Annotated in this window: 12 protein-coding genes, 2 tRNA genes, 1 other RNA gene and 2 pseudogenes; 7 read left to right on the top strand and 10 right to left on the bottom strand. The window is 72.7% G+C overall.

The annotated features are described in order from the left end of the window. The first annotated feature begins 14 nt into the window (after positions 1-14). Positions 15-87: transfer RNA gene (locus OOK38_RS14290), tRNA-Gly, on the top strand. A gap of 137 nt (positions 88-224) precedes the next feature. Here the strand turns inward: OOK38_RS14290 and OOK38_RS14285 are convergent. The 6 genes and pseudogenes from OOK38_RS14285 to ffs all read right to left on the bottom strand — a co-directional run bounded on the left by OOK38_RS14285 (position 225) and on the right by ffs (position 9,233). Then, positions 225-1,124: a phosphoribosylaminoimidazolesuccinocarboxamide synthase gene (locus tag OOK38_RS14285; RefSeq protein ID WP_266760335.1), complete on the bottom strand. Its 900-nt coding sequence runs from the start codon at positions 1,122-1,124 to the stop codon at positions 225-227. A 133-nt stretch (positions 1,125-1,257) separates the two neighbouring features. Further along, on the bottom strand, positions 1,258-2,787 hold the full coding sequence (locus tag OOK38_RS14280) for a N,N-dimethylformamidase beta subunit family domain-containing protein (protein ID WP_266760337.1): 1,530 nt from the start codon (positions 2,785-2,787) through the stop codon (positions 1,258-1,260). Between the two features lie 185 nt (positions 2,788-2,972). Beyond that, complete coding sequence (locus tag OOK38_RS14275; protein WP_266849341.1) at positions 2,973-4,841, bottom strand: hypothetical protein; 1,869 nt, start codon at positions 4,839-4,841, stop codon at positions 2,973-2,975. 366 nt (positions 4,842-5,207) lie between these two features. After that, entirely contained in the window at positions 5,208-6,461 is a 1,254-nt protein-coding gene (gene purD, locus OOK38_RS14270; protein WP_266760339.1) for a phosphoribosylamine--glycine ligase, read from the bottom strand. 206 nt (positions 6,462-6,667) lie between these two features. Beyond that, positions 6,668-9,027 (bottom strand): annotated as a pseudogene (locus OOK38_RS14265) (DNA polymerase III subunit gamma and tau). A gap of 107 nt (positions 9,028-9,134) precedes the next feature. After that, an RNA gene (gene ffs, locus OOK38_RS14260) (signal recognition particle sRNA small type) lies at positions 9,135-9,233 on the bottom strand. Positions 9,234-9,304: 71 nt separating this feature from the next. On the opposite strand from ffs, the gene OOK38_RS14255 reads away from it, so the two are divergent. Continuing rightward, positions 9,305-9,392: transfer RNA gene (locus OOK38_RS14255), tRNA-Ser, on the top strand. A gap of 62 nt (positions 9,393-9,454) precedes the next feature. Here the strand turns inward: OOK38_RS14255 and OOK38_RS14250 are convergent. Continuing rightward, positions 9,455-9,631 (bottom strand): annotated as a pseudogene (locus tag OOK38_RS14250) (site-specific integrase); the annotation flags it as partial. Positions 9,632-9,796: 165 nt separating this feature from the next. Between OOK38_RS14250 and OOK38_RS14245 the strand changes: the two are divergent. The 3 genes from OOK38_RS14245 (at position 9,797) to OOK38_RS14235 (ending at position 11,969) form a co-directional block, all read left to right on the top strand. After that, positions 9,797-10,423: a hypothetical protein gene (locus OOK38_RS14245; protein WP_266760357.1), complete on the top strand. Its 627-nt coding sequence runs from the start codon at positions 9,797-9,799 to the stop codon at positions 10,421-10,423. Between the two features lie 342 nt (positions 10,424-10,765). Next, entirely contained in the window at positions 10,766-11,572 is an 807-nt protein-coding gene (locus tag OOK38_RS14240; RefSeq protein WP_266848474.1) for a TNT domain-containing protein, read from the top strand. A gap of 25 nt (positions 11,573-11,597) precedes the next feature. Then, positions 11,598-11,969: a hypothetical protein gene (locus tag OOK38_RS14235; RefSeq protein WP_266848472.1), complete on the top strand. Its 372-nt coding sequence runs from the start codon at positions 11,598-11,600 to the stop codon at positions 11,967-11,969. Between the two features lie 95 nt (positions 11,970-12,064). On the opposite strand, the gene OOK38_RS14230 is transcribed toward OOK38_RS14235, so the two are convergent. From OOK38_RS14230 to OOK38_RS14220, 3 genes are all read right to left on the bottom strand, one after another. Then, on the bottom strand, positions 12,065-14,041 hold the full coding sequence (locus OOK38_RS14230) for a copper resistance protein CopC (protein WP_266848470.1): 1,977 nt from the start codon (positions 14,039-14,041) through the stop codon (positions 12,065-12,067). Between the two features lie 63 nt (positions 14,042-14,104). Next, positions 14,105-14,737, bottom strand: a complete 633-nt coding sequence (locus OOK38_RS14225; RefSeq protein ID WP_266760362.1) for a GNAT family N-acetyltransferase — start codon at positions 14,735-14,737, stop codon at positions 14,105-14,107. Continuing rightward, positions 14,727-16,796, bottom strand: a complete 2,070-nt coding sequence (locus OOK38_RS14220; RefSeq protein ID WP_266760364.1) for a penicillin acylase family protein — start codon at positions 16,794-16,796, stop codon at positions 14,727-14,729. Before OOK38_RS14220 ends, OOK38_RS14225 begins: the two co-directional genes overlap by 11 nt. A 133-nt stretch (positions 16,797-16,929) precedes the next feature. On the opposite strand from OOK38_RS14220, the gene OOK38_RS14215 reads away from it, so the two are divergent. Beyond that, positions 16,930-17,511, top strand: a complete 582-nt coding sequence (locus tag OOK38_RS14215; protein ID WP_266760366.1) for an HhH-GPD-type base excision DNA repair protein — start codon at positions 16,930-16,932, stop codon at positions 17,509-17,511. A gap of 373 nt (positions 17,512-17,884) precedes the next feature. After that, positions 17,885-18,241, top strand: coding sequence for a hypothetical protein (locus OOK38_RS14210; protein WP_266760368.1), 357 nt, complete (start codon positions 17,885-17,887; stop codon positions 18,239-18,241). The last annotated feature ends 83 nt before the right edge of the window (positions 18,242-18,324 follow it).

Genomic DNA, 18,324 nt, shown 5'->3' with positions numbered 1-18,324 from the left:
GCGCCACGGCGCATGCGGACGTAGCTCAGTTGGTAGAGCGCAACCTTGCCAAGGTTGAGGTCGCCAGTTCGAACCTGGTCGTCCGCTCAGGAGAAGAAGCCCCCCGGCCTCAGGTCGGGGGGCTTCTTCGTGTCTGCCGACCGGGGCGGAAACGTGGGAAACCCTTCGGGCTGCCCGGCGCGGGTGGCTGCCGGGCCCGGCGGGTGGCCGGGCCCGGGACGAGGTCAGGACCAGCGGATGCCCGTCAGTCGCTCGTAGGCCTCGATGTACTTGGCGCGGGTGGCTTCCACGACGTGCTCGGGCAGGGCGGGCGGCGGCTGCTCGCTCTTTCGGTCCCAGCCGGACTCCGCCGAGGTCAGCCAGTCGCGGACGTACTGCTTGTCGAAGGACGGCTGCGCGTGGCCCGGCTCCCACACGTCGGCGGGCCAGAAGCGCGAGGAGTCGGGGGTCAGCACCTCGTCGGCGAGGACGAGGGTCTCGCCCTCGTAGCCGAACTCGAACTTCGTGTCCGCGAGGATGATGCCCCGCTCGCGGGCGATGTCGCGGGCGCGGCTGTAGATGGCGAGGGTCGCCTGGCGCAGTTCGGCGGCGGTGTCGGCGCCGACCTGACGGGCGACCTCCTCGTACGAGACGTTCTCGTCGTGTTCGCCGACCGCGGCCTTGGTGGCGGGGGTGAAGATCGGCGCGGGGAGTTCCGAGCCGTCGACGAGACCCTCGGGCAGCGCGAGGCCGCAGACGGTGCGGGTCTCGTTGTACTCGACGAGGCCCGAGCCGGTCAGGTAGCCGCGGGCGACGCACTCGACCGGGGTCATCCGCAGGGACTTGCAGATCAGGGTGCGGCCGGCCCAGTCGGCGGGGGCGCCCGGCGGGAGTTCGGTACTCAGCACGTGGTTGGGCGCCAGTTCGGAGAGCTGGTCGAACCACCACAGGGAGAGCTGGGTGAGTGTGCGGCCCTTGTCGGGGATCTCGGTGGGGAGAACCCAGTCGTAGGCGGAGATGCGGTCGCTGGCGACCATCACGAGGTCGCCCGCCTCGTTCTGGTACAGGTCGCGCACCTTGCCGGTGTGCAGATGTACCAGACCCGGCACCTGAAGGGGCTCGGGCTTTTCGACGAATCCGGACACGGTTCCTCCCCGTGGTTCTGTCTGAATAGCTCGATTCTCCCGTACGGGGCGAGCACGTTTGGACAGGGGGCGTGGCGAGCGGGCCCGGGTGCCCGCGGTACCGGTGTGTCGCGGAACTCCCGGCGGAGCTTCCTCAGTCGTGTTTGCAGATGCGGTCGAGGAGATTGGCGGTCGCCCGCTGGATCCGCGGATCCACGTGTCCGGGGCGATCGAGGGCCGGGGACCACGCGAACGTTCCGGACGCGAAGACCAGGGCGCCGGACGGGGCCCGGTAGAGCGAGGTCTCCTGATGCCGGGGTGTGCCCTCGCTGTCCGGGTACGGGGAGTGCGCGAGCAGGATCCGGCCCTGGTGCTCCGGCAGTGGGGTGCGCGGGAAGTAACGGTCCGCCTCGCCGGCGACCATGCCCTCCACTTCGTCGCCCTCGTGCGCGCCGGTCGCTTCCCACAGCCAGTGGTCGGCGTTGCGGACGATCAGGGGGTGCGGCTCGGGAACCCGTCCCGCGTACTGGATGCCGATGAGCTGCTGCTCCGGACGGTCGATCTCGCGCCACAGGGCGGGCCTGCCCGGACCCCGGCGCTTCCGGCAGGTCAGCAGCCGGTCGGCGACGCCCGAGGGGGACGGTCCCAACTCCACCTGCCAGTACATGGTGTTGGCGGAGAGGAAGACGAGCGAGGTGCCGTGCTCGCGGGCGAGTTCCGTGGTGCGGCGCATCTGCGGCGACCAGTACTCGTCGTGGCCCGGGAAGACCAGGCCGCGGTAGCGGGTGGGGTCGACGCGGCCGGCGTGCAGGTCGCGGGCGTCGGCGTACGCGAGGTCGTAGCCGTAACGCTCCGCCCAGCGGATGAAGTCGTAGGCGTGGCCCACATGGAGGGGGAGACCCGCGCCCGCGTACGGGCGGTCGAAGGAGACGGTCGTCGCGGCGTCGGCTTCGCCGAGCAGACGGCCGTTCTCGTCCCAGGCGTGGTAGAGGCTGGCGCCGGTGTGGCCGTCCTCCGGATACAGGTTGTACGCCTGCCAGGTGATGTCCGGGAGCAGCAGGAGCAGGTCGGCCGTCTGGTGATTGCGGACGGTGAAGGGGACGTGCGAGCGGTAGCCGTCGGCGGTGGTGAGGACGGCGACATAGGCGCCGACGCTCCAGTAGGACGGGATCTGGAGGCGCCAGGACAGCCACCAGTGATGGCAGGAGACGGTGCGGTCGGCCGTGAGCGGCGGTGGCTGGACGATGCCGGAGAGACGGGGGCTCGTGGTGATCTTGCTGGCACCGTCCCCGCCGTAGTGGCCGATGCGGTAGATGTCGACGCTGAACTCCTGCGGCGGGTCCACGGTGACATGGAAGTCGATGGACTCGCCGGGAGCGGCGGCACCCGTGGTGGTGAAGCCCTTGATCTGGCGGTGGACGTCGTCCGCGGAGCGGGGGCCTCCGGTGCCGGAGCGCGCGCGGGTGCCGGAGGTGGCGCGCGGGCCCGGGATCCTGGACGCGCCGGTCGCCGGGTGCGGCGGCTGGGCCGCGTCGGTGTCCAGGTACCAGGGGACGACATGGCCGGTGTCGTCGAAATAGGTCTCACTGCCGCGGAGCCAGGGAACGGGGCCCTGGCCGAAGGGATCCGTGACGGCGTGCGCGAGTGCTCCCGACTCCCAGCGGCGGATCTGCTCCGATCCCATGGCTGCTCCCCTCCCTGGTGCCCCCGTCGTTCTGGTAAGCCCTTGCACCGTGCGCGATCGGTCCCAGCACATCACATTACGCACGCAGTCCGTCACCGTTCGTCGCGAATTGACGTGAGTGGAACGGCTGCCTCCGCCGGGGCGGAGGCAGCGGCGAACAGCGTGGGGCGGCCGCCGGAAGGGCGTCAGACCAGGCGGACCGGTTTCTCCGGGCGGACGCCGAGGTGACGGAGCCAGTCCCGCAGGGGAGCTGGATCACCGGTCTCTATCAGGGTGAGGACCCGGGGGCCGAGGTCGGCGGCCCGTTCCCCCGCGACGAGGAGGGACGGGCCGTCCAGCCAGTCGAGTCCGGGGGTCGCCCCGGCGGTGTCCATCGCCGCGCAGCAGACCATCGCCGTGACGTGGTCGGCCAGCAACTCGCGACCGGTCCGGGGCGGTTGGAGGGGGAACAGCGGAAGCGTCCCGTCGTCCCAGAGAGCGTGGTCGGGGCCCTGCTGCTCGGCGCCCCCGGCGGGCGGATGCGGCGCCGGGGCGGACGCCTCCTCGCGGGCCAGTTCCGCGGTGAGCCGGGCCGCGAGGGCGGCCGACCGTTCGTTCCCCACGGCGAGGTCCGGGTCGTCGCTCTCGGCGATGCCCATCTCGCCGTACGCCTCCGTGCGGTGCTCGGCGAGGGCGGCATCCGGGCCGGGAGCCGGGGCCGGGGCGAGCCTGTCGTCCGCCGGTGCGGACAGGTGCTCCGTCGGCGCGGTCAGATGGTCCATCACCCGGGCCAGCGTCGGGCCGTCCGCCTCGGGCAGCGCGGGGTCGGCGGGGTGCCGGACGCCGAGCGCGTCCAGGACACGGTGGAGGCGGGCCGCGTCCGTACGCCACTTGCGGTCGACGACCTCGTCCGGGTAGTCCTGCCAGTCGACCGGCGCCCAGTCGGGGCCGGCCTCGGCGGGACCGCCGTGAAACAGGCGCGCGGCGAGCAGCGAAGCCGCCTCGTCCACGGTGCCGGGCTCTTCGAGCAGGTCGCAGGCGGGGCGTTCGCCGAGGCGGGAGGCGAAGCCCTCGGCCAGACGGTCGCGGCGGGACAGCTCGGTCAGCGCCGCGACGACGCCCACGTCCAGCCGGGAGGGCCAGCGGCCCATGCGCCAGGCGGGCAGCGCGACACGGGTCAGCAGCCGGTCCCAGCCCGCGTACGCCAGACCCACCTGTTCCTGGGCGACGATCCGCACGCCGTAGTCCACAGCCTGTGCGCGCTCGGCCGCCGCGGACGCCACACCCCGCTCCATCTCGGCGGCATGACCCCGGCAGCTGCGCAGCAGAAGACGGGTCACCCAGCCCACACCGGCCAGGACCGTGCGGGACAGCGGGCCACGGCCGGGTGCCGAGGACACGGCCACGGCCGCGTCCAGGCCCCGTACGAAACGGCGGGCCGCGGCTATGTCCGGGTGCGCCGACGGGCCCGTACCGGCGACGACCGGGGCGAGGACCGCCCGCAGCTCGCCGACCCGCATCCACCACAGGAAGGGGGAGCCGATGACGAGGACGGGGGCGACGGGGGCTCGGCGGACGCGGTTCGTCAGTCCGGGCACTCCCAGGCCGCCCCGCCCGCCGTCAGCGCGGTCCGAAGCGTCCCCGCTGCCCGACGAGGACCGGCCGTGGGCCCGGTGGGTGCGGTCCTCCAGCCAGCTGTCGCAGTCCGGGGTGAGCGCTATCTCCGAGGGGGCCGGTACGTCGAGACGGTCGGCCAGGTCACGGACCATCCGGTAGAGATCTGGGGCCGAAGCCTCCGAGACGGGGACCGTGGGGCTCATCGCGGGCCGGGCGCGGGCCACGACGAGCGCGATGCCCGCCGCCGCCAGAAGGACGACGACGGCGACGACCGTCACGATCCACCGCGCGGTCCCCCAGGGCTCACCGGTGATGCGGCCGGTGGAGCCACCGACGAGCAGCACGACGGCCGCGGCCGCGGGCAGCAGGGCGACGGCCAGCGCCCTGCTGCGGATGCGCAGCACAGCGAGAGCCCGGGAGCGCGCGGTCTGCGCGCCCGCCTCCACACCCATACCCATACCGGTCACGACCGGACGTCACCCCCTGTTGTCCGCCGGGCCCCGGCCATTCCACTGCCGGTGCCGACGGATGCCCTGGCGTTGCTCACTCCCCCACTGTGGCACCCGCCACCGACATCGCAATGCCGGTGGGCCAAGTGCCGGAATGCTTTCGCCGCACCCTAGTTGGGGCCTCGGCCCTAGTCAGCTGGTTGGGGCATCGGTCACCCGATGGAATGGCTCTGGGGAAAGGTGGATGACGGTGGGCCATGATCAGGCCCCCGGTTCCGTACAGAAACCCGCAGGTGGAAGTGGCCGGTTCCCGCACGACAGGGCCCCGGATTCCGTACGGAATCCGGGGCCCTGTGATGCTATGGGGACCTGGGGCTACGCCTCCGCCGCCGCCTTCGCGGCGATGTCCGTGCGGTGCTGCGCACCCTCGAGGCCGATGCGGGCGACCGCCGTGTAGGCGCGCTCGCGGGCCTCGGTGAGGTCCGATCCGATCGCCGTGACGGACAGCACGCGACCGCCCGCGCTCACCACCGCCCCGCCCTCGTGCCGGGTGCCGGCGTGCAGGACGTACGCGTTCGGGGCGTCCTCGGCGGCCACGTCGTCGAGCCCGGTGATCGGGTCGCCGGTGCGCGGGGTGTCCGGGTAGTTGTGCGAGGCCACGACCACGGTGACCGACGCCTTCTCGCTCCAGCGCAGCGGTTCGAGATCGGCGAGGGTGCCGTTCGCGGACGCCAGCAGGACACCGGCGAGCGGGGTCTTCAGACGGGCGAGAACGACCTGGGTCTCGGGGTCGCCGAAGCGGGCGTTGAACTCGATGACCCGCACGCCACGACTGGTGATCGCCAGACCGGCGTACAGCAGGCCGGAGAACGGCGTGCCGCGCCGGCGCAGTTCGTCGACGGTCGGCTGGAGAACGGTCTCCATGACCTCCTCGACGAGCTTCGGGTCCGCCCAGGGCAGCGGCGAGTACGCGCCCATGCCGCCGGTGTTCGGGCCTTCGTCGCCGTCCAGCGCGCGCTTGAAGTCCTGGGCGGGCTGGAGCGGGACGACGGTCGTGCCGTCGGTGATCGCGAAGAGGGAGACCTCGGGGCCGTCGAGGAACTCTTCGATGACGACGCGGTCGCAGGCGTTGGCGTGCGCGCGCGCCGCGTCGAGGTCGTCGGTCACGACGACGCCCTTGCCGGCGGCCAGTCCGTCGTCCTTCACGACGTACGGCGCTCCGAACGCGTCGAGCGCCTCCTCGACCTCCTCCGGCGTCGCGCAGACGTACGAGCGTGCCGTGGGGACGCCGGCACCCGCCATCACGTCCTTCGCGAACGCCTTGGAGCCCTCCAGCTGCGCGGCCTCCCCGGAGGGGCCGAAGCAGGGGATGCCCGCCGCGCGCACGGCGTCGGCGACACCGGCGACCAGCGGGGCCTCCGGGCCCACGATCACCAGTTCGGCGCCGAGCTCCGTGGCCAGCGCGGCCACGGCGGTGCCGTCGAGAGCGTCGACCGCGTGCAGCTCCGCCACCTCCGCGATCCCCGCGTTCCCGGGAGCGCAGTACAGGGCGGTGACGTCGGGGTCGAGGGACAGGGAGCGGCACAGGGCGTGTTCGCGGGCGCCGCCACCGATGACAAGGACCTTCACGGGGTCAGCCTAACCGCCGCACGAGGGTGCCCTTGTGGGGGCTTCCGAAGCGAGGGGGTCGCGGAGCTGGTGCGATCCTCCAAACCGGGCCGTCCCCGACCCGCCGGGAACCGTCACCGAGAGGCGCTCCCGTGGCCGGGACCCCTCGGCCGAGACGCTCCTGGACGCGGAGGCCCTGTGCCGAGGGCGGGCCCTGTCCCGCGCCCTCACTCGTTCGAGAACTCCTCCAGCACCGTCGCTCCCAGCTCGCGGACGATCAGGTCGTGGCCCGAGAGGGCGGACTCGTCCAGGTCGGGGTCGTCGTCCTCGGGGGTGTCGTCCTCGGGGGCGACCGGCGGCGGCTCGTGTGCCGGGGGCGGGGCCGACGCGGGGGCGGACATGCCCCGGCCCTGGGTGTGGCCCGCGGACGGGCCGGACTGCGGGGCCGGGGGCTGCGAGGCCGGAGCCGAGGACTGCTGGGGCGCGGGGCGCTGGCCGGCCGGAGACCCGCCGTACCCACCGGCGCCACCGCCTCCGTAGCCGCCGCCTCCCCCACCGCCGTAACCGCCTCCGCCGCCGAATCCGGAGCCCGCCGGAGCGGCCGGCGGTACCGGACCGCCCGAGGCGTCCACGATCGCCTCGACCTTCCACTGCACGTTGAACTGCTCCGCGAGCGCCTGCCGCAGCACGTCCTCGCTGCCGCTGCTCGCGAAGTTGTCCCGCGCACCGGCGTTCACGAAGCCGATCTGGAGGGTCGTGCCGTCGAACGCCGTCACCTGGGCGTTCTGGCTGAGCAGGATCCAGGTGAACCGGCGGCGGTTCTTCACCGCCTCCAGGATGTTCGGCCACAGCGTGCGGGGGTCGAGGCCACCCGCGGCCGGTGGCCCGGCCGGGGCCTGGGGCGCTCCCGGAGCGGCGGCGGCCGGAGCAGGGGTGGCGGCCGGGGCCGGAGCGGGCTGCGCCGGAGCCTGCCCGCCGCCCGCGGGTGTCGCCGTCGGCCAGCCGCCGGGGCGCCGACGGCCGCCGCAGCGGCCGTCGCGGTGGGCCAGGCGCCGGGCGCGGCCCCCGTGGGGGCACCGGCCGGGGCCGCGGGCTGCTCGTGCGCCACGGGAGCGTGGGCGGGCGGGGCCGTCGGTGCGGCCGGAGGGGTCACAGAGGCCGCGGGTGCCACGGGGGCGACGGGTGCCACGGGTGCCGCAGGCGCGACGGGGGCGGATGTCCCGGGTGCCTCTCCCGGCACGGCCCCGGCGCTCGCGCCGGCTCCCCCTTGCCCCGCTCCCTGTCCGGCTCCGCGAGCCGCCGCACGGGCCGCCGCGGGGCCGCCCCCGGGAGGAACCGCCGGTCCGGCCTGCGGAACCGGCACCGCGCCGTGCGCCTCGGGTCCGGGCACGTAGCCCATGGCGGGCGCCGCTCCGCCGCCGGAGAAGTTCACCCCGCGCTCGATACGGTCGAGCCGGGCCATGACGGACCGCTCGTCCCCGTAGGCGGCGGGCAGCAGGACGCGCGCGCAGATGAGTTCGAGCTGGAGGCGCGGTGAGGTGGCTCCCCGCATCTCCGTCAGCCCGTCGTTGACGAGGTCGGCGGCGCGGCTCAGCTCGGCGGCGCCGAACACCCCGGCCTGCGCCTGCATGCGCTCCACCACGTTGACCGGAGCGTCGATGAGCCCCTTCTCCGCCGCGTCCGGAACGGCCGCCAGGATGACCAGGTCCCGCAACCGCTCCAGCAGGTCGGCGACGAACCGCCGCGGGTCGTTGCCGCCTTCGATGACGGTGTCCACCACTTCGAAGGCGGCGGCGCCGTCCCCCGCCGCGAACGCCTCGACTACGGCGTCCAGCAGCGAGCCGTCCGTGTACCCGAGCAGCGAGGTGGCCATGGCGTATGTCACACCGGCATCGGCGGCGCCCGCGAGCAGCTGGTCCATCACGGACATGGAGTCACGCACGGAGCCCGCGCCCGCCCGTACGACCAGGGGAAGCACGCCGTCCGCGACAGGAATGCCCTCCTGCCCGCAGACCTCGCCCAGGTATTCGCGCAGGGTCCCGGGCGGCACCAGCCGGAACGGGTAGTGGTGGGTCCGCGACCGGATCGTCCCGATGACCTTCTCGGGCTCGGTCGTGGCGAAGATGAACTTGAGGTGCTCCGGCGGTTCCTCGACGACCTTCAGCAGCGCGTTGAAACCGGCCGGCGTGACCATGTGGGCCTCGTCGATGATGTAGATCTTGTACCGGCTGCTCGCGGGCCCGAAGAAGGCCTTTTCCCGCAGGTCACGGGCGTCGTCCACACCACCGTGAGATGCCGCGTCGATCTCGATGACGTCGATGGAGCCCCGGCCGTTGCGGGCGAGGTCCTGACAGGACTGGCACTCCCCGCACGGGGTCGGTGTGGGCCCCTGCTCGCAGTTCAGACAGCGGGCCAGGATGCGCGCGCTCGTGGTCTTGCCGCACCCGCGCGGACCGCTGAACAGGTACGCGTGATTGACCCGGTTGTTCCGCAGCGCCTGCTGCAACGGGTCGGTGACATGCTCCTGCCCGATGACCTCGGCGAACGACTCCGGGCGATAGCGGCGGTACAGCGCGAGAGACGACACGCTTACGAGGTTATAGGCGCCCACTGACAACAAGGACCGCCCTGAGCGCATCCCGGGCGCGACCCCGGCGGCATCCCGTCCCCGATCGGGCCGACGGCCCTTCCGGAAACGCAAGCGCCCCCCACGCACCCGCCAGAGCCAACCTACCCTTGCTGCCTTCCGGCCCTGGGGGAGTTCAGTCAGATAGCGCCACGTGAGGGGCTCCGCAAAGAGTACAGGATCCCCGGGGCGGGAACGAGTTCGCGAGCACTCCTCAACGTCTTGTATTGTTTGCCCCGGAGGATTCGCCTAGTGGCCTAGGGCGCACGCTTGGAAAGCGTGTTGGGGGCAACCCCTCACGAGTTCGAATCTCGTATCCTCCGCCAGTGCCTCACCGGGCACGATGTCGAAGGGCCCCACCGCAAGGTGGGGCCCTTCTTCGTTGTCCTCAGACCTCGTTGTCCTGGTTTTTGTCCGCAAGGGGTGCCGAGGGTCCCCAGATGGCATCGGCGATCTTCCGAGCGACGTCTTTGAGCATGGCGTCCGGTACATGGAGGTACCGCGCCCGCATACGTGCGGAGGTGCCCGGTTCCCATCCCATGATCTGGTCGATGACCCGGGCCGGCCGTTTTGCGCTCGCGCGCCTGTCGCGCGAACGCCCATGAACGGCCCCGGACGGCCATACGCACAGTTGCCGACACTGGGGGGTCACCGACGACGAACGCCTACACGCAGCACACGGTAGGCAGGGGTCTTGTGCGTGGCTGCCAGAGGTGGCCATCATCTCTGCGTGAGCGACGTGACTGGTGGAGCAGATGCGTATGTCGTCCGGTTCGGCTGGACGGTCAAGAACGCGCTGTTGGTGATGTTCTGCACGGGTGTGGCGGGCTTGGTCCTCTACCTCGGGGACCTCACGTTGCCCATCGTGCTGTGCGTGGCCTTCTTCGTGCTCTGCGGCGTAGGGCTCACGGCCATGTCGCTGAGCCGCAAGGTGGCGCTGCGGATCGATGCGGAGGGGGTCACCCTCGGGGGAAGCCCGCTGGTGCGGTATGAGGCAGGGATCGTGTTCGTCCCCTGGGACGAGATAGTCGCCTTGGTGCGGTGGGAGCAGAACATCCGGCCGGGCGGTTGGAAGGTGCCTGGGCAGCTGTCGCTGCGGATCAAGGCGCCGTACCTCGGCATCAAGCGGCGTCGGGGGCTGGCCCCGATGCCGGACAGCGAGAAGCCCTGGTCAACCGTGAACGAGATCGCGGCACAGGTCACGGCCCAGCAGGCGCCTACGGGAATCGCATTTACCAGCCGACCGGTCAACGCGTGGCGGCTCAAGGAGCGCGAACTGGTTGCGGCGCTGGAGCAGTACGGGCCGCCCGGGGTGGAGCTGAAGGATCTTCGCGGGGGGCCGCTGAGCGGATGGTGAGGGGCCGATCCGTCCGCAGATCGGGACGAAGGCATCGCTTCGGCAGACGTGGACTATTTGGGGGCAACCCCTCACGAGTTCGAATCTCGTATCCTCCGCCATTGCTCTCACCGGGCAATACGAAGAAGGTCCTGACCGGTTTCGACTGGTCAGGACCTTCTTCGCGTTCCGGTCCGGGCTCGAGGAGCCGGGCATCGCGCGCCGCCGAGCGGTGAGTCCCCCGGGTCTCCCGCACCGGCCCGCCATCCGGCCGTACACCTGTTATCGCCTCTCGGGGACTTGGCACAGATGAGTCCAAAGGGCGCGTACAGCGCCTCGGACACTTCTCGTCAGGAGTCTTCGTTGAGATCGTTCCGTTGGTCCGCGAGCCTGGCCTCGGTGGCCGGCCTCGCCGGCTCCGTGCTGCTCGGCACAGTCGCCGCCGCCCCCGCGCAGGCACAGACACCCGCCGCCGCCCCCGCCCAGACCGCCGCCGCGCCCCGGGGGCCGGACACGGCGACGTCGCCCGCCGGCACCGCGCGGCCGCAGGGAGGCGATCCGCGGGCGCCGCGGACGGAGTGCCTCGGGCTGGTGCCGCCGCCCTACGCGTACGCGACGCACTCGCCGTCCGTGTGCGGCGACTGGCGGTTCGGCCCGGCACACCTGCCGAAGACCGGCGTTCTCGGCGGCATCCTGAGCGGCTACCAGCGGTTCGGCCAGCTCACTCCCGTGGAGTTCCTGAACAAGTGGTGGAACCCGACGGCCGATCTCGGCCGGGGTGACTGGCGGTACCCGCCGGACCAGGGCTTCGCGCACAACAACACCGGGCAGGTCATCGCGGGCCCCGTGACGCTCCACCCGGGCGACCTGGTGGACCGTTTCGGCGACGAGTTCGGCAGGTACCTGGCGCCGGCCGGAGCGAAGTTCGCGCAGCGGGCGCTGCCGCCGTCCAACCTCAACACGTCGGATCCCCGGTATCCGTACAACTACCACCTGTACCGGGTGGTGAAGGACACCGTCCTGTGCGCCGGGCCCCAGGCCGCGGCGTTCGAGCAGCCGGGCCAGGGTGTGCAGTACGTGACCTCCCCGGCGTTCTGCCCCAGGTCGGGGGTCGTGGACGGCTCCGTCACCGGTCTCCTGGCCAGCGGCAACATCCAACGCGCGAACTGACCGACCGGGAGTGAAGGCCGGCGCCATGGACAGGCACCAGTTGTGCGCGGCCCTGCGGGCCGCCGGGGTCGCGGCCGGGCGGTACGAGATCGCCGGCTGTCCCGGCGGTCCGTGGCCGGCGGACCGCCTCTTCCTGGCCGAACAGGACGGCCGGTGGGTGGTGGGCGTCCACGAACGCGGTCGGTGCGAGGTGGTGGAACCGTTCCCGGACGAGGACGCGGCCTGCCGCTACCTCTACGGCCTGCTGACGGACGAAGGGCCCCGGCCCGTTCCGCTCACCCCCGAGGAGACCGAGCGGCTGCTGCACGACGGCGAAGCGATCCAGCGCCGGGCCCGCGAGCAGCTGGACCGGGCGCTGAAAGCCGCCCGGCGGCCTCCCGCGGACGGAACACCGTAGAAGGCCCGACCTCGGAAGGGCCGGCCTCGGAAGGGCCGGCCGCGAAGGGCTCCACCGCCGGGCGGTGGGGCCCGACGGCCGCACCCGCTCCCGTCTCAGTCGATCTTCACGTGCTTCGAGACGGTGATCTGGTCGATGTCGGTGGTGCGGACCGTGACCTTCATGGTCCAGGTGCCCGGCAGCGGAAGGGTGAGGCCGTCGGAGGTCCAGTAGCCGCCCTTGTCGGTGACCTCCGCGTCGATCGGGCCGACCTTCTGTGATTCCAGGGTGAAGGTGAGGCGCAGTTCGGGGACGGTCGCGAGACCGCCGTCGGGGCCGATGATCACGGCCTGCACGGAGTTCTCGCCCACCCGGCCCGGCGACAGCTCGACCTGGACCTTGCCGTGCCCGCCTGGGGTGCCGACATCGAAGGGCACGACGGTCGTCGACGAGGTCGGCCGGTCAGCGGCCGCGACGGCGGCGGCGGTCTCCGTGGCCGCGCGGCCCGGCTGGGTCCCGGTCAGCATCGTCGTGATCACCAGCACCAGGATGCCGACGGTGACCTCGGCGAGGACCGACCGACGCAGGCCCCGGTGATAGGCGGCACCCGCCGGCCCGTCTCCCCCTGCGTCCTGCCGACCGTCCGCCCGACCGTCCTCGGACGCCCGCTCGGCCGCGTCCTTCTGTCCGCCACCCGAGCCGATGGCCGTGTCCGTGTCGGTGTCTGTGCCGGTGTCCGTGTCCCCGGCGGCCGTGCTCGCCGCGCCGGTGTCCTTGTCCGCCGTCGCGCCGGCCGTCACCGCGACCGCCACACGCTCGGCCGGAACGGCGACCGAGGTCTCCGAGGCTTCCGAGCTCTCGGAGGCTTCCGAGTTCTCCGAGGCCGCCGTCACCGCCAGCCGGGCCGTCCAGCGTCGCGAGTAGGCGGCGCCCACCAGCAGCAGCGCCACGGCGCCGAGCTTGACGACCAGGAGCCTGCCGTACGACGTCGCGGTCAGGGCGTCCCAGGAGCCGAGGCCGCGCCAGGACTGGTAGACGCCGGTGGCCGCGAGAACGGCGACCGAGGTGAGGGCGAGCCGGGAGAAGCGGGTGACGACGGCGGGAGGGATCAGCTCGGCCGGACGGTAGAGGGCCGTCAGCAGGGCGGTCAGACCGCCGAGCCACACCGCCATGGCGAGCAGATGCAGCACGGAGGAGACCATCGCCACGGGCACCTGGATACCGGCGGAGGCGTGCTCGGAGGCGGCCCAGGTGACCGCGAGGCCCAGCGAGAAGAGCCCGCCGAGGACGAGGACACCGCGGCCGGCCTCCCGGTCTCCGGCCGGCGCCCGCAGGGGCAGGAAGGCCGCCGCGGCGAGCAGCGCCAGCCGCGCCACCAGCACGATGCCGGGCCGGCTCGTCAGGGTGTCCCGCAGGATCGCCGGGTCGAAGACCTCTCCTGGGCCGGTGCCGCGCTCGTAGGGGCCGCGCAGCAGGAGCAGCGCGAGCGTGGAACCGAGCAGGATCCACCAGCCGGTCACCAGCAGACGCCGCACGGAGCCCGGGAAACCGCAGGCCAGGAAGAATGTCGTGGCGCCGATGAGCAGGGCGAGACCGCCGTACGCGGCGTACCGGGCGATGTCGTAGAGGGCGGCGGAGGCGGGATCGCCACCGGTGGGCGGCAGGGGCGCGGCGGTCGCGGAGGGTTTGCCGATGGAGAAGGTGAAGGCGCCGGAGACGGGGTGGCTGTCCGCCGAGACGACGCGCCAGGCCACGGTGAACGTGCCGGTGCCTAGGCCGCGCGGCAGGGTGACGCGGGCGGTGTCGGAGCGGCCGTCCGCGTGGCTCGGTTCGCCGGTGTGGACGCGCCGGTTCTCCGGGGTGAGCACGCGGAAGGAGTCGTCGAGCAGCCCGATGGACTCGCTGAAGGTCAGGGTCACCTGGCGGGGTGCCGACTTCAGCACGCTGCCGTCCTGCGGGTCCGTGCTCGTCAGCGCGGCGTGGGCGGACGCGCCGCCCACGCCCCCGAAGAGCACCAGCACCAGGACGCCGCCCAGCAGGGCCAGGGCACGGGCGCCGCGCCGCCGCCGGTCTCGCTGCCTGCTTCCGTTCACACGCCGTCTCCGTATCCGCATGTGCAGAGTCTCGGTTACGTACGGACGGGGGCCGCGTCCGGCTCACCTCGGCGCCGTCGAACCCTTCTCGAAGGCCTCGCGGGTGAGGAAGGCGAGCAGGGCGGGCTTCTCGGGCAGATGGACCTCGGGCAGGTCGATCTCGGGGAGCACGATGTCCCCGGCCGGGACGAAGCCCTGCCGGGTCAGGCGGGCGATGGCCTTGGCGTTGCGGGCGTCGGGTTCGACCACGGCCCGCTGCCGGTCGAGGCCCGTCAGCGCGTAGGCCAGGAACGCGGCCAGCAGCGTGGACGACCAGCCCGGCCGCGCGCCGCCCCCGGGGGCCGGGGGTCCGATCAGCAGATGGACGCCGATGTCGCCGGGCCGGACCTCGTAGCACTCGCTGACCCGGTCGGCCTCGGGCTCGTACGTCTGGAAGAGCGCGGCGGGTACGCCGTCCTTGACCGCGAGGAAGGCGTGGTGGGTGTCGAGCGAGTCGAGGTGGAGGTAGGTCTCCAGCACCTGCCGCTTCGTGAACCCGGTCATGCCCCAGTACGCGGCGCGCTCCTCGGTGACCCAGCCGTGAAGGACGTCGAGGTCGGCGTGCGGGTCCACGGGCAGCACCCGGACCGTGCCGAAGCCGTCGACCGGTTGCTCGTGGACGGCCTCGCGGGCGTCGGCGTACGTCTCAGTCGTCATGGCTCTCCTTGGTCAGCGCGTTCCAGTCGGTGGTCACCGGGACGAGATCTCCCGCGAGCCACAGGGGGAGTTGGTCCCGGTGGTGGGCCGCGCCGGGAACGCCGTCGGCGCCGAACGGCACCACCCAGAGGCTGTTGTCCCGGTCGGCGAGGTCCCAGACGTACCGGGCCGCGGGTCCCCGCGCGCTCAGGTCGGTCAGTCCGGGTACCGAGGACGTGCTCAGGACACAGTCGTTGTCGCCGGACAGGGCCGGTTCGTCGTACGCGGTGCCGGTGAGAGCCCGCCAGGGAGCGAGGCGATGGGTGTCGCCCCAGGTGCGGGACGCGGGCCGGGCGGCCACCTCCTCGACGGAGGCGCGCACCACGTCGTCGCGGTCGATGCCGTACAACTCCCGTTCCGTCAGAAGGTTCTCGAGGGCGAAGGCGACGCGCGGGGTGAGCGCGAGCCAGGGCAGGAAGACGGCCGGGTGGGCGGGCGGCTCGGCCAGGACGGCGAGGGCGGGGTGGGCCGCGAGCCGTCGTACGACCGCGCCGCGCACCTCCGCGAACACCGCCGCCGTGCCGCTGTCGGCGTCCATGTGCCGGTTCCAGCGCAGGAGCCGGTCCCTGAGCTCGGCCGCGGGACCGGACAGTTCGAGTGCGGCCAGCCGGTCCAACAGGGCGGCGGCGGAGCCGAGACGGGTGTCCATGTGGATGGCCGGCATGTCGCCCGCCGACCACGTGTCGCCCGCGTCGAGCAACTGCCGGATGCGGGCGGCGCGGTGAGGCGGGGAGAATTCGACGCCGAGCGGGGCCGCGGGGCCGCGCTGGTTCGCCATCACGGCGACGCCGTCCTCGACCGGGCCGTACGGCATCTCGTGCCAGCCGGTCCACTCGTGCCCGGCCTCCCAGGCGGGCACCACCCGGGTGCGGTTGGCCGTGCCGCGGACCGGGACCCGGCCCGCGACGCGGTGCAGCAGCCCGCCCTCGGTGTCGGCGGCCTGCACGACGTTCACCGGTTCCGCCCAGGCGTCGAACGCCCGGTCCACGTCGGCGACCCGGCGGGCCCGCAGCAGCGGGAGGAGCGCGCCGAATCCGAGGTCACCCGTCACGCGGGGCGGACAGCGGAGGCTGATGGACTCCTCGGCACCGACGCCCCCGATCACCACGGGCCCGCGCGCCGTCTCGATCACCTCGACCTCGACGGACGCACCGCCGGCCACCTCGACCCGCTCCACGTGCCGTGCCGCGGCCCGCCACACACCGTCGGGATCGAGGGCCTCGACGGCTCCGCCGTCCCCGGCGTCCGCGAGGCGCAGCCGCTCCCGGTAGAGGTCCTGGTAGTCGGCCATCGCGTTGGTGATCGCCCAGGCGACCGTTCCGGTGTGGGCGAAGTGCGCGATGCCCGGGACGCCGGGAACGGCGATGCCGACGACGTCGAACTCGGGGCAGGAGAGGCGGATCTGCTGGTAGACGCCGGGGTCCTCGATGAAGCGGTGCGGGTCACCGGCGATCACCGCCTGTCCGGTGGCGGTGCGTTCGCCGCTCACCAGCCATCCGTTGCTCCCGGCCGTGCCCGGTCCGTCCATGGCGAACAGCCCGACCGCGTCCGCGCCCAGCCGCCGTACGACCTCCTCACGCCACAGCTTGGCGGGGAACCCGGCGAAGAGGATGTGCGTACCGAGCCAGATCCCCAGCGGGCTCCAGGGCTCCCAGCGCCCCGGAGCGAGCCCGCTCGCCGCGAACTCGGGCGCACGACCGGCCCCTTCGGCCAGCCCGTCGTTGACTCCGTCGACGTACGCGACGATCCACTCGGCGGTCTCGGGGTCCCGTTCCGCCAGGGTCTCGAAGCAGCGTCGCGCGGTGTCGTCGAGCCGGGCCTGACGGGCGAACCGGTCCCAGCCGACGGCCTCCGCGCCGAGGAACGCGGCCGAGGTGCCCTGGAAGCGGTGCCGTTCGACCTCCAGCTGCCAGGCCCGGTCCACCGCGGTGATCCGGCCCTGGGCGCGTGCGAGTTCGTTCGCACTGTCGGCGCGCAGGTGCGGGATGCCCCAGGTGTCACGGTAGATCTCGGTGGTCACGGTCCATCCCCACTCTTATCAGGTTAGGCTCACCTAACTCACATCCCAGAGATCGTACGTGCGGGGCGACCACCCGCCGAACCCGGGCGGCCACGACCGAGCGTCCCGGCCCCGCACGCGGGATCATCGATCCATGGACGTCACTCTTCACCTCGCCCAGCAGCCCGAGGCCGACGAACTGCTCGGCCGCAGCCCGCTCGCGGCCCTGGTCGGCATGCTGCTGGACCAGCAGGTGCCGATGGAGTGGGCCTTCACGGGGCCGTACACGATCGCTCAGCGCATGGGGGCGGACGATCTCGACGCGCACGAGATCGCCTCGTACGACCCGGAGAAGTTCGCCGCGCTGCTCTCGGCCAAGCCGGCCGTGCACCGCTATCCCGGTTCCATGGGCAAGCGCATCCACCAGCTGTGCCAGTACCTCGTCGAGCACTACGACGGAGACGCCACCGCCGTCTGGAAGGACGCCGGAACCGGCGACGAACTCCTCCGGCGCCTCAAGGAACTCCCCGGCTTCGGTGCCCAGAAGGCCCAGATCTTCCTGGCCCTCCTCGGCAAACAACTCGGCGTCCGCCCCAAGGGCTGGCGCGAAGCCGCGGGCCTCTACGGCGAGCCCGAGTCCTTCCGCTCGGTCGCCGACATCACCGGCCCCGAGTCCCTCGCCAAGGTCCGCGCCCACAAACAGGAGATGAAGGCCGCGAAGGCCTCCGGCAAGTAACCCGGGCCCGGGGAAACCGGCGCCCCACCGCCCCCGGCACTTGTGCCCGTACCTGGGGCTCCGCCCCAGACCCCAAACGCCGGAGGGGCTGGATCTTGCACCCGCGGCCGTCCACGCACGGGAGGGGCCGTGCCGGTACATCCCTGATGTCCGTCGCTTACGTTCGGATCGAGCAGCGGCTCCCGTTCAGAACTCACGTCTGATCCAGCGGCGACGGACTGGGATGTACCGGCACGGCCCCGACCCACCCACCGAACCCGCACCGAACCGGACCGGACCCCGCACACGAGGTCAGCACCCCAGCCCTACGCCAACAGGGCGTATCTCCGCTCCGACACGGTGAGCCACCCGCCTCCGGTGGCACATCACGCTCATGAGCACCGCTCCACGCCACCCACACCCCCGTCCGACGGGCGGCCCGTGGCTCCGGATCCTCGTGCTGCTCGTCGTCGCGCTGCTCGCGACAGGCCCGCACCCGGAAGCGTTCACCGCCTCGGCCGCCACCGCGGTCACCGGCACCACCGAGGGCGCCGCGGAGCACGACGTACTCGACACGGCCCTGCGCCCGTCACACCGCCAGGGACACCGCGCACTCGCCGCGCAGCGCCCCGCCACGGGAATCCCGCCGCATCGGTCCGACCTCGAACCGGCACCGGCGTCCGCCGTACCCGCGCCCTCGCCCATGACCCCCGTCCTGCACACGCTCCGCTGCGTGGTCCTGCGCTGCTGACAGACCCGGCTTCTCCGCCGAACCGGCCACCGGCCACCGGCCCACGAGGCACCGGCCCACGGTCACTCACCAGCGAACGCCGA

This window comes from Streptomyces sp. NBC_00568 (genome assembly GCF_026341855.1).
GTDB lineage: Bacteria > Actinomycetota > Actinomycetes > Streptomycetales > Streptomycetaceae > Streptomyces.
The sequence above is the reverse complement of the archived record's forward strand: the minus strand, read 5'-3'. Positions and strand labels throughout refer to the sequence as shown.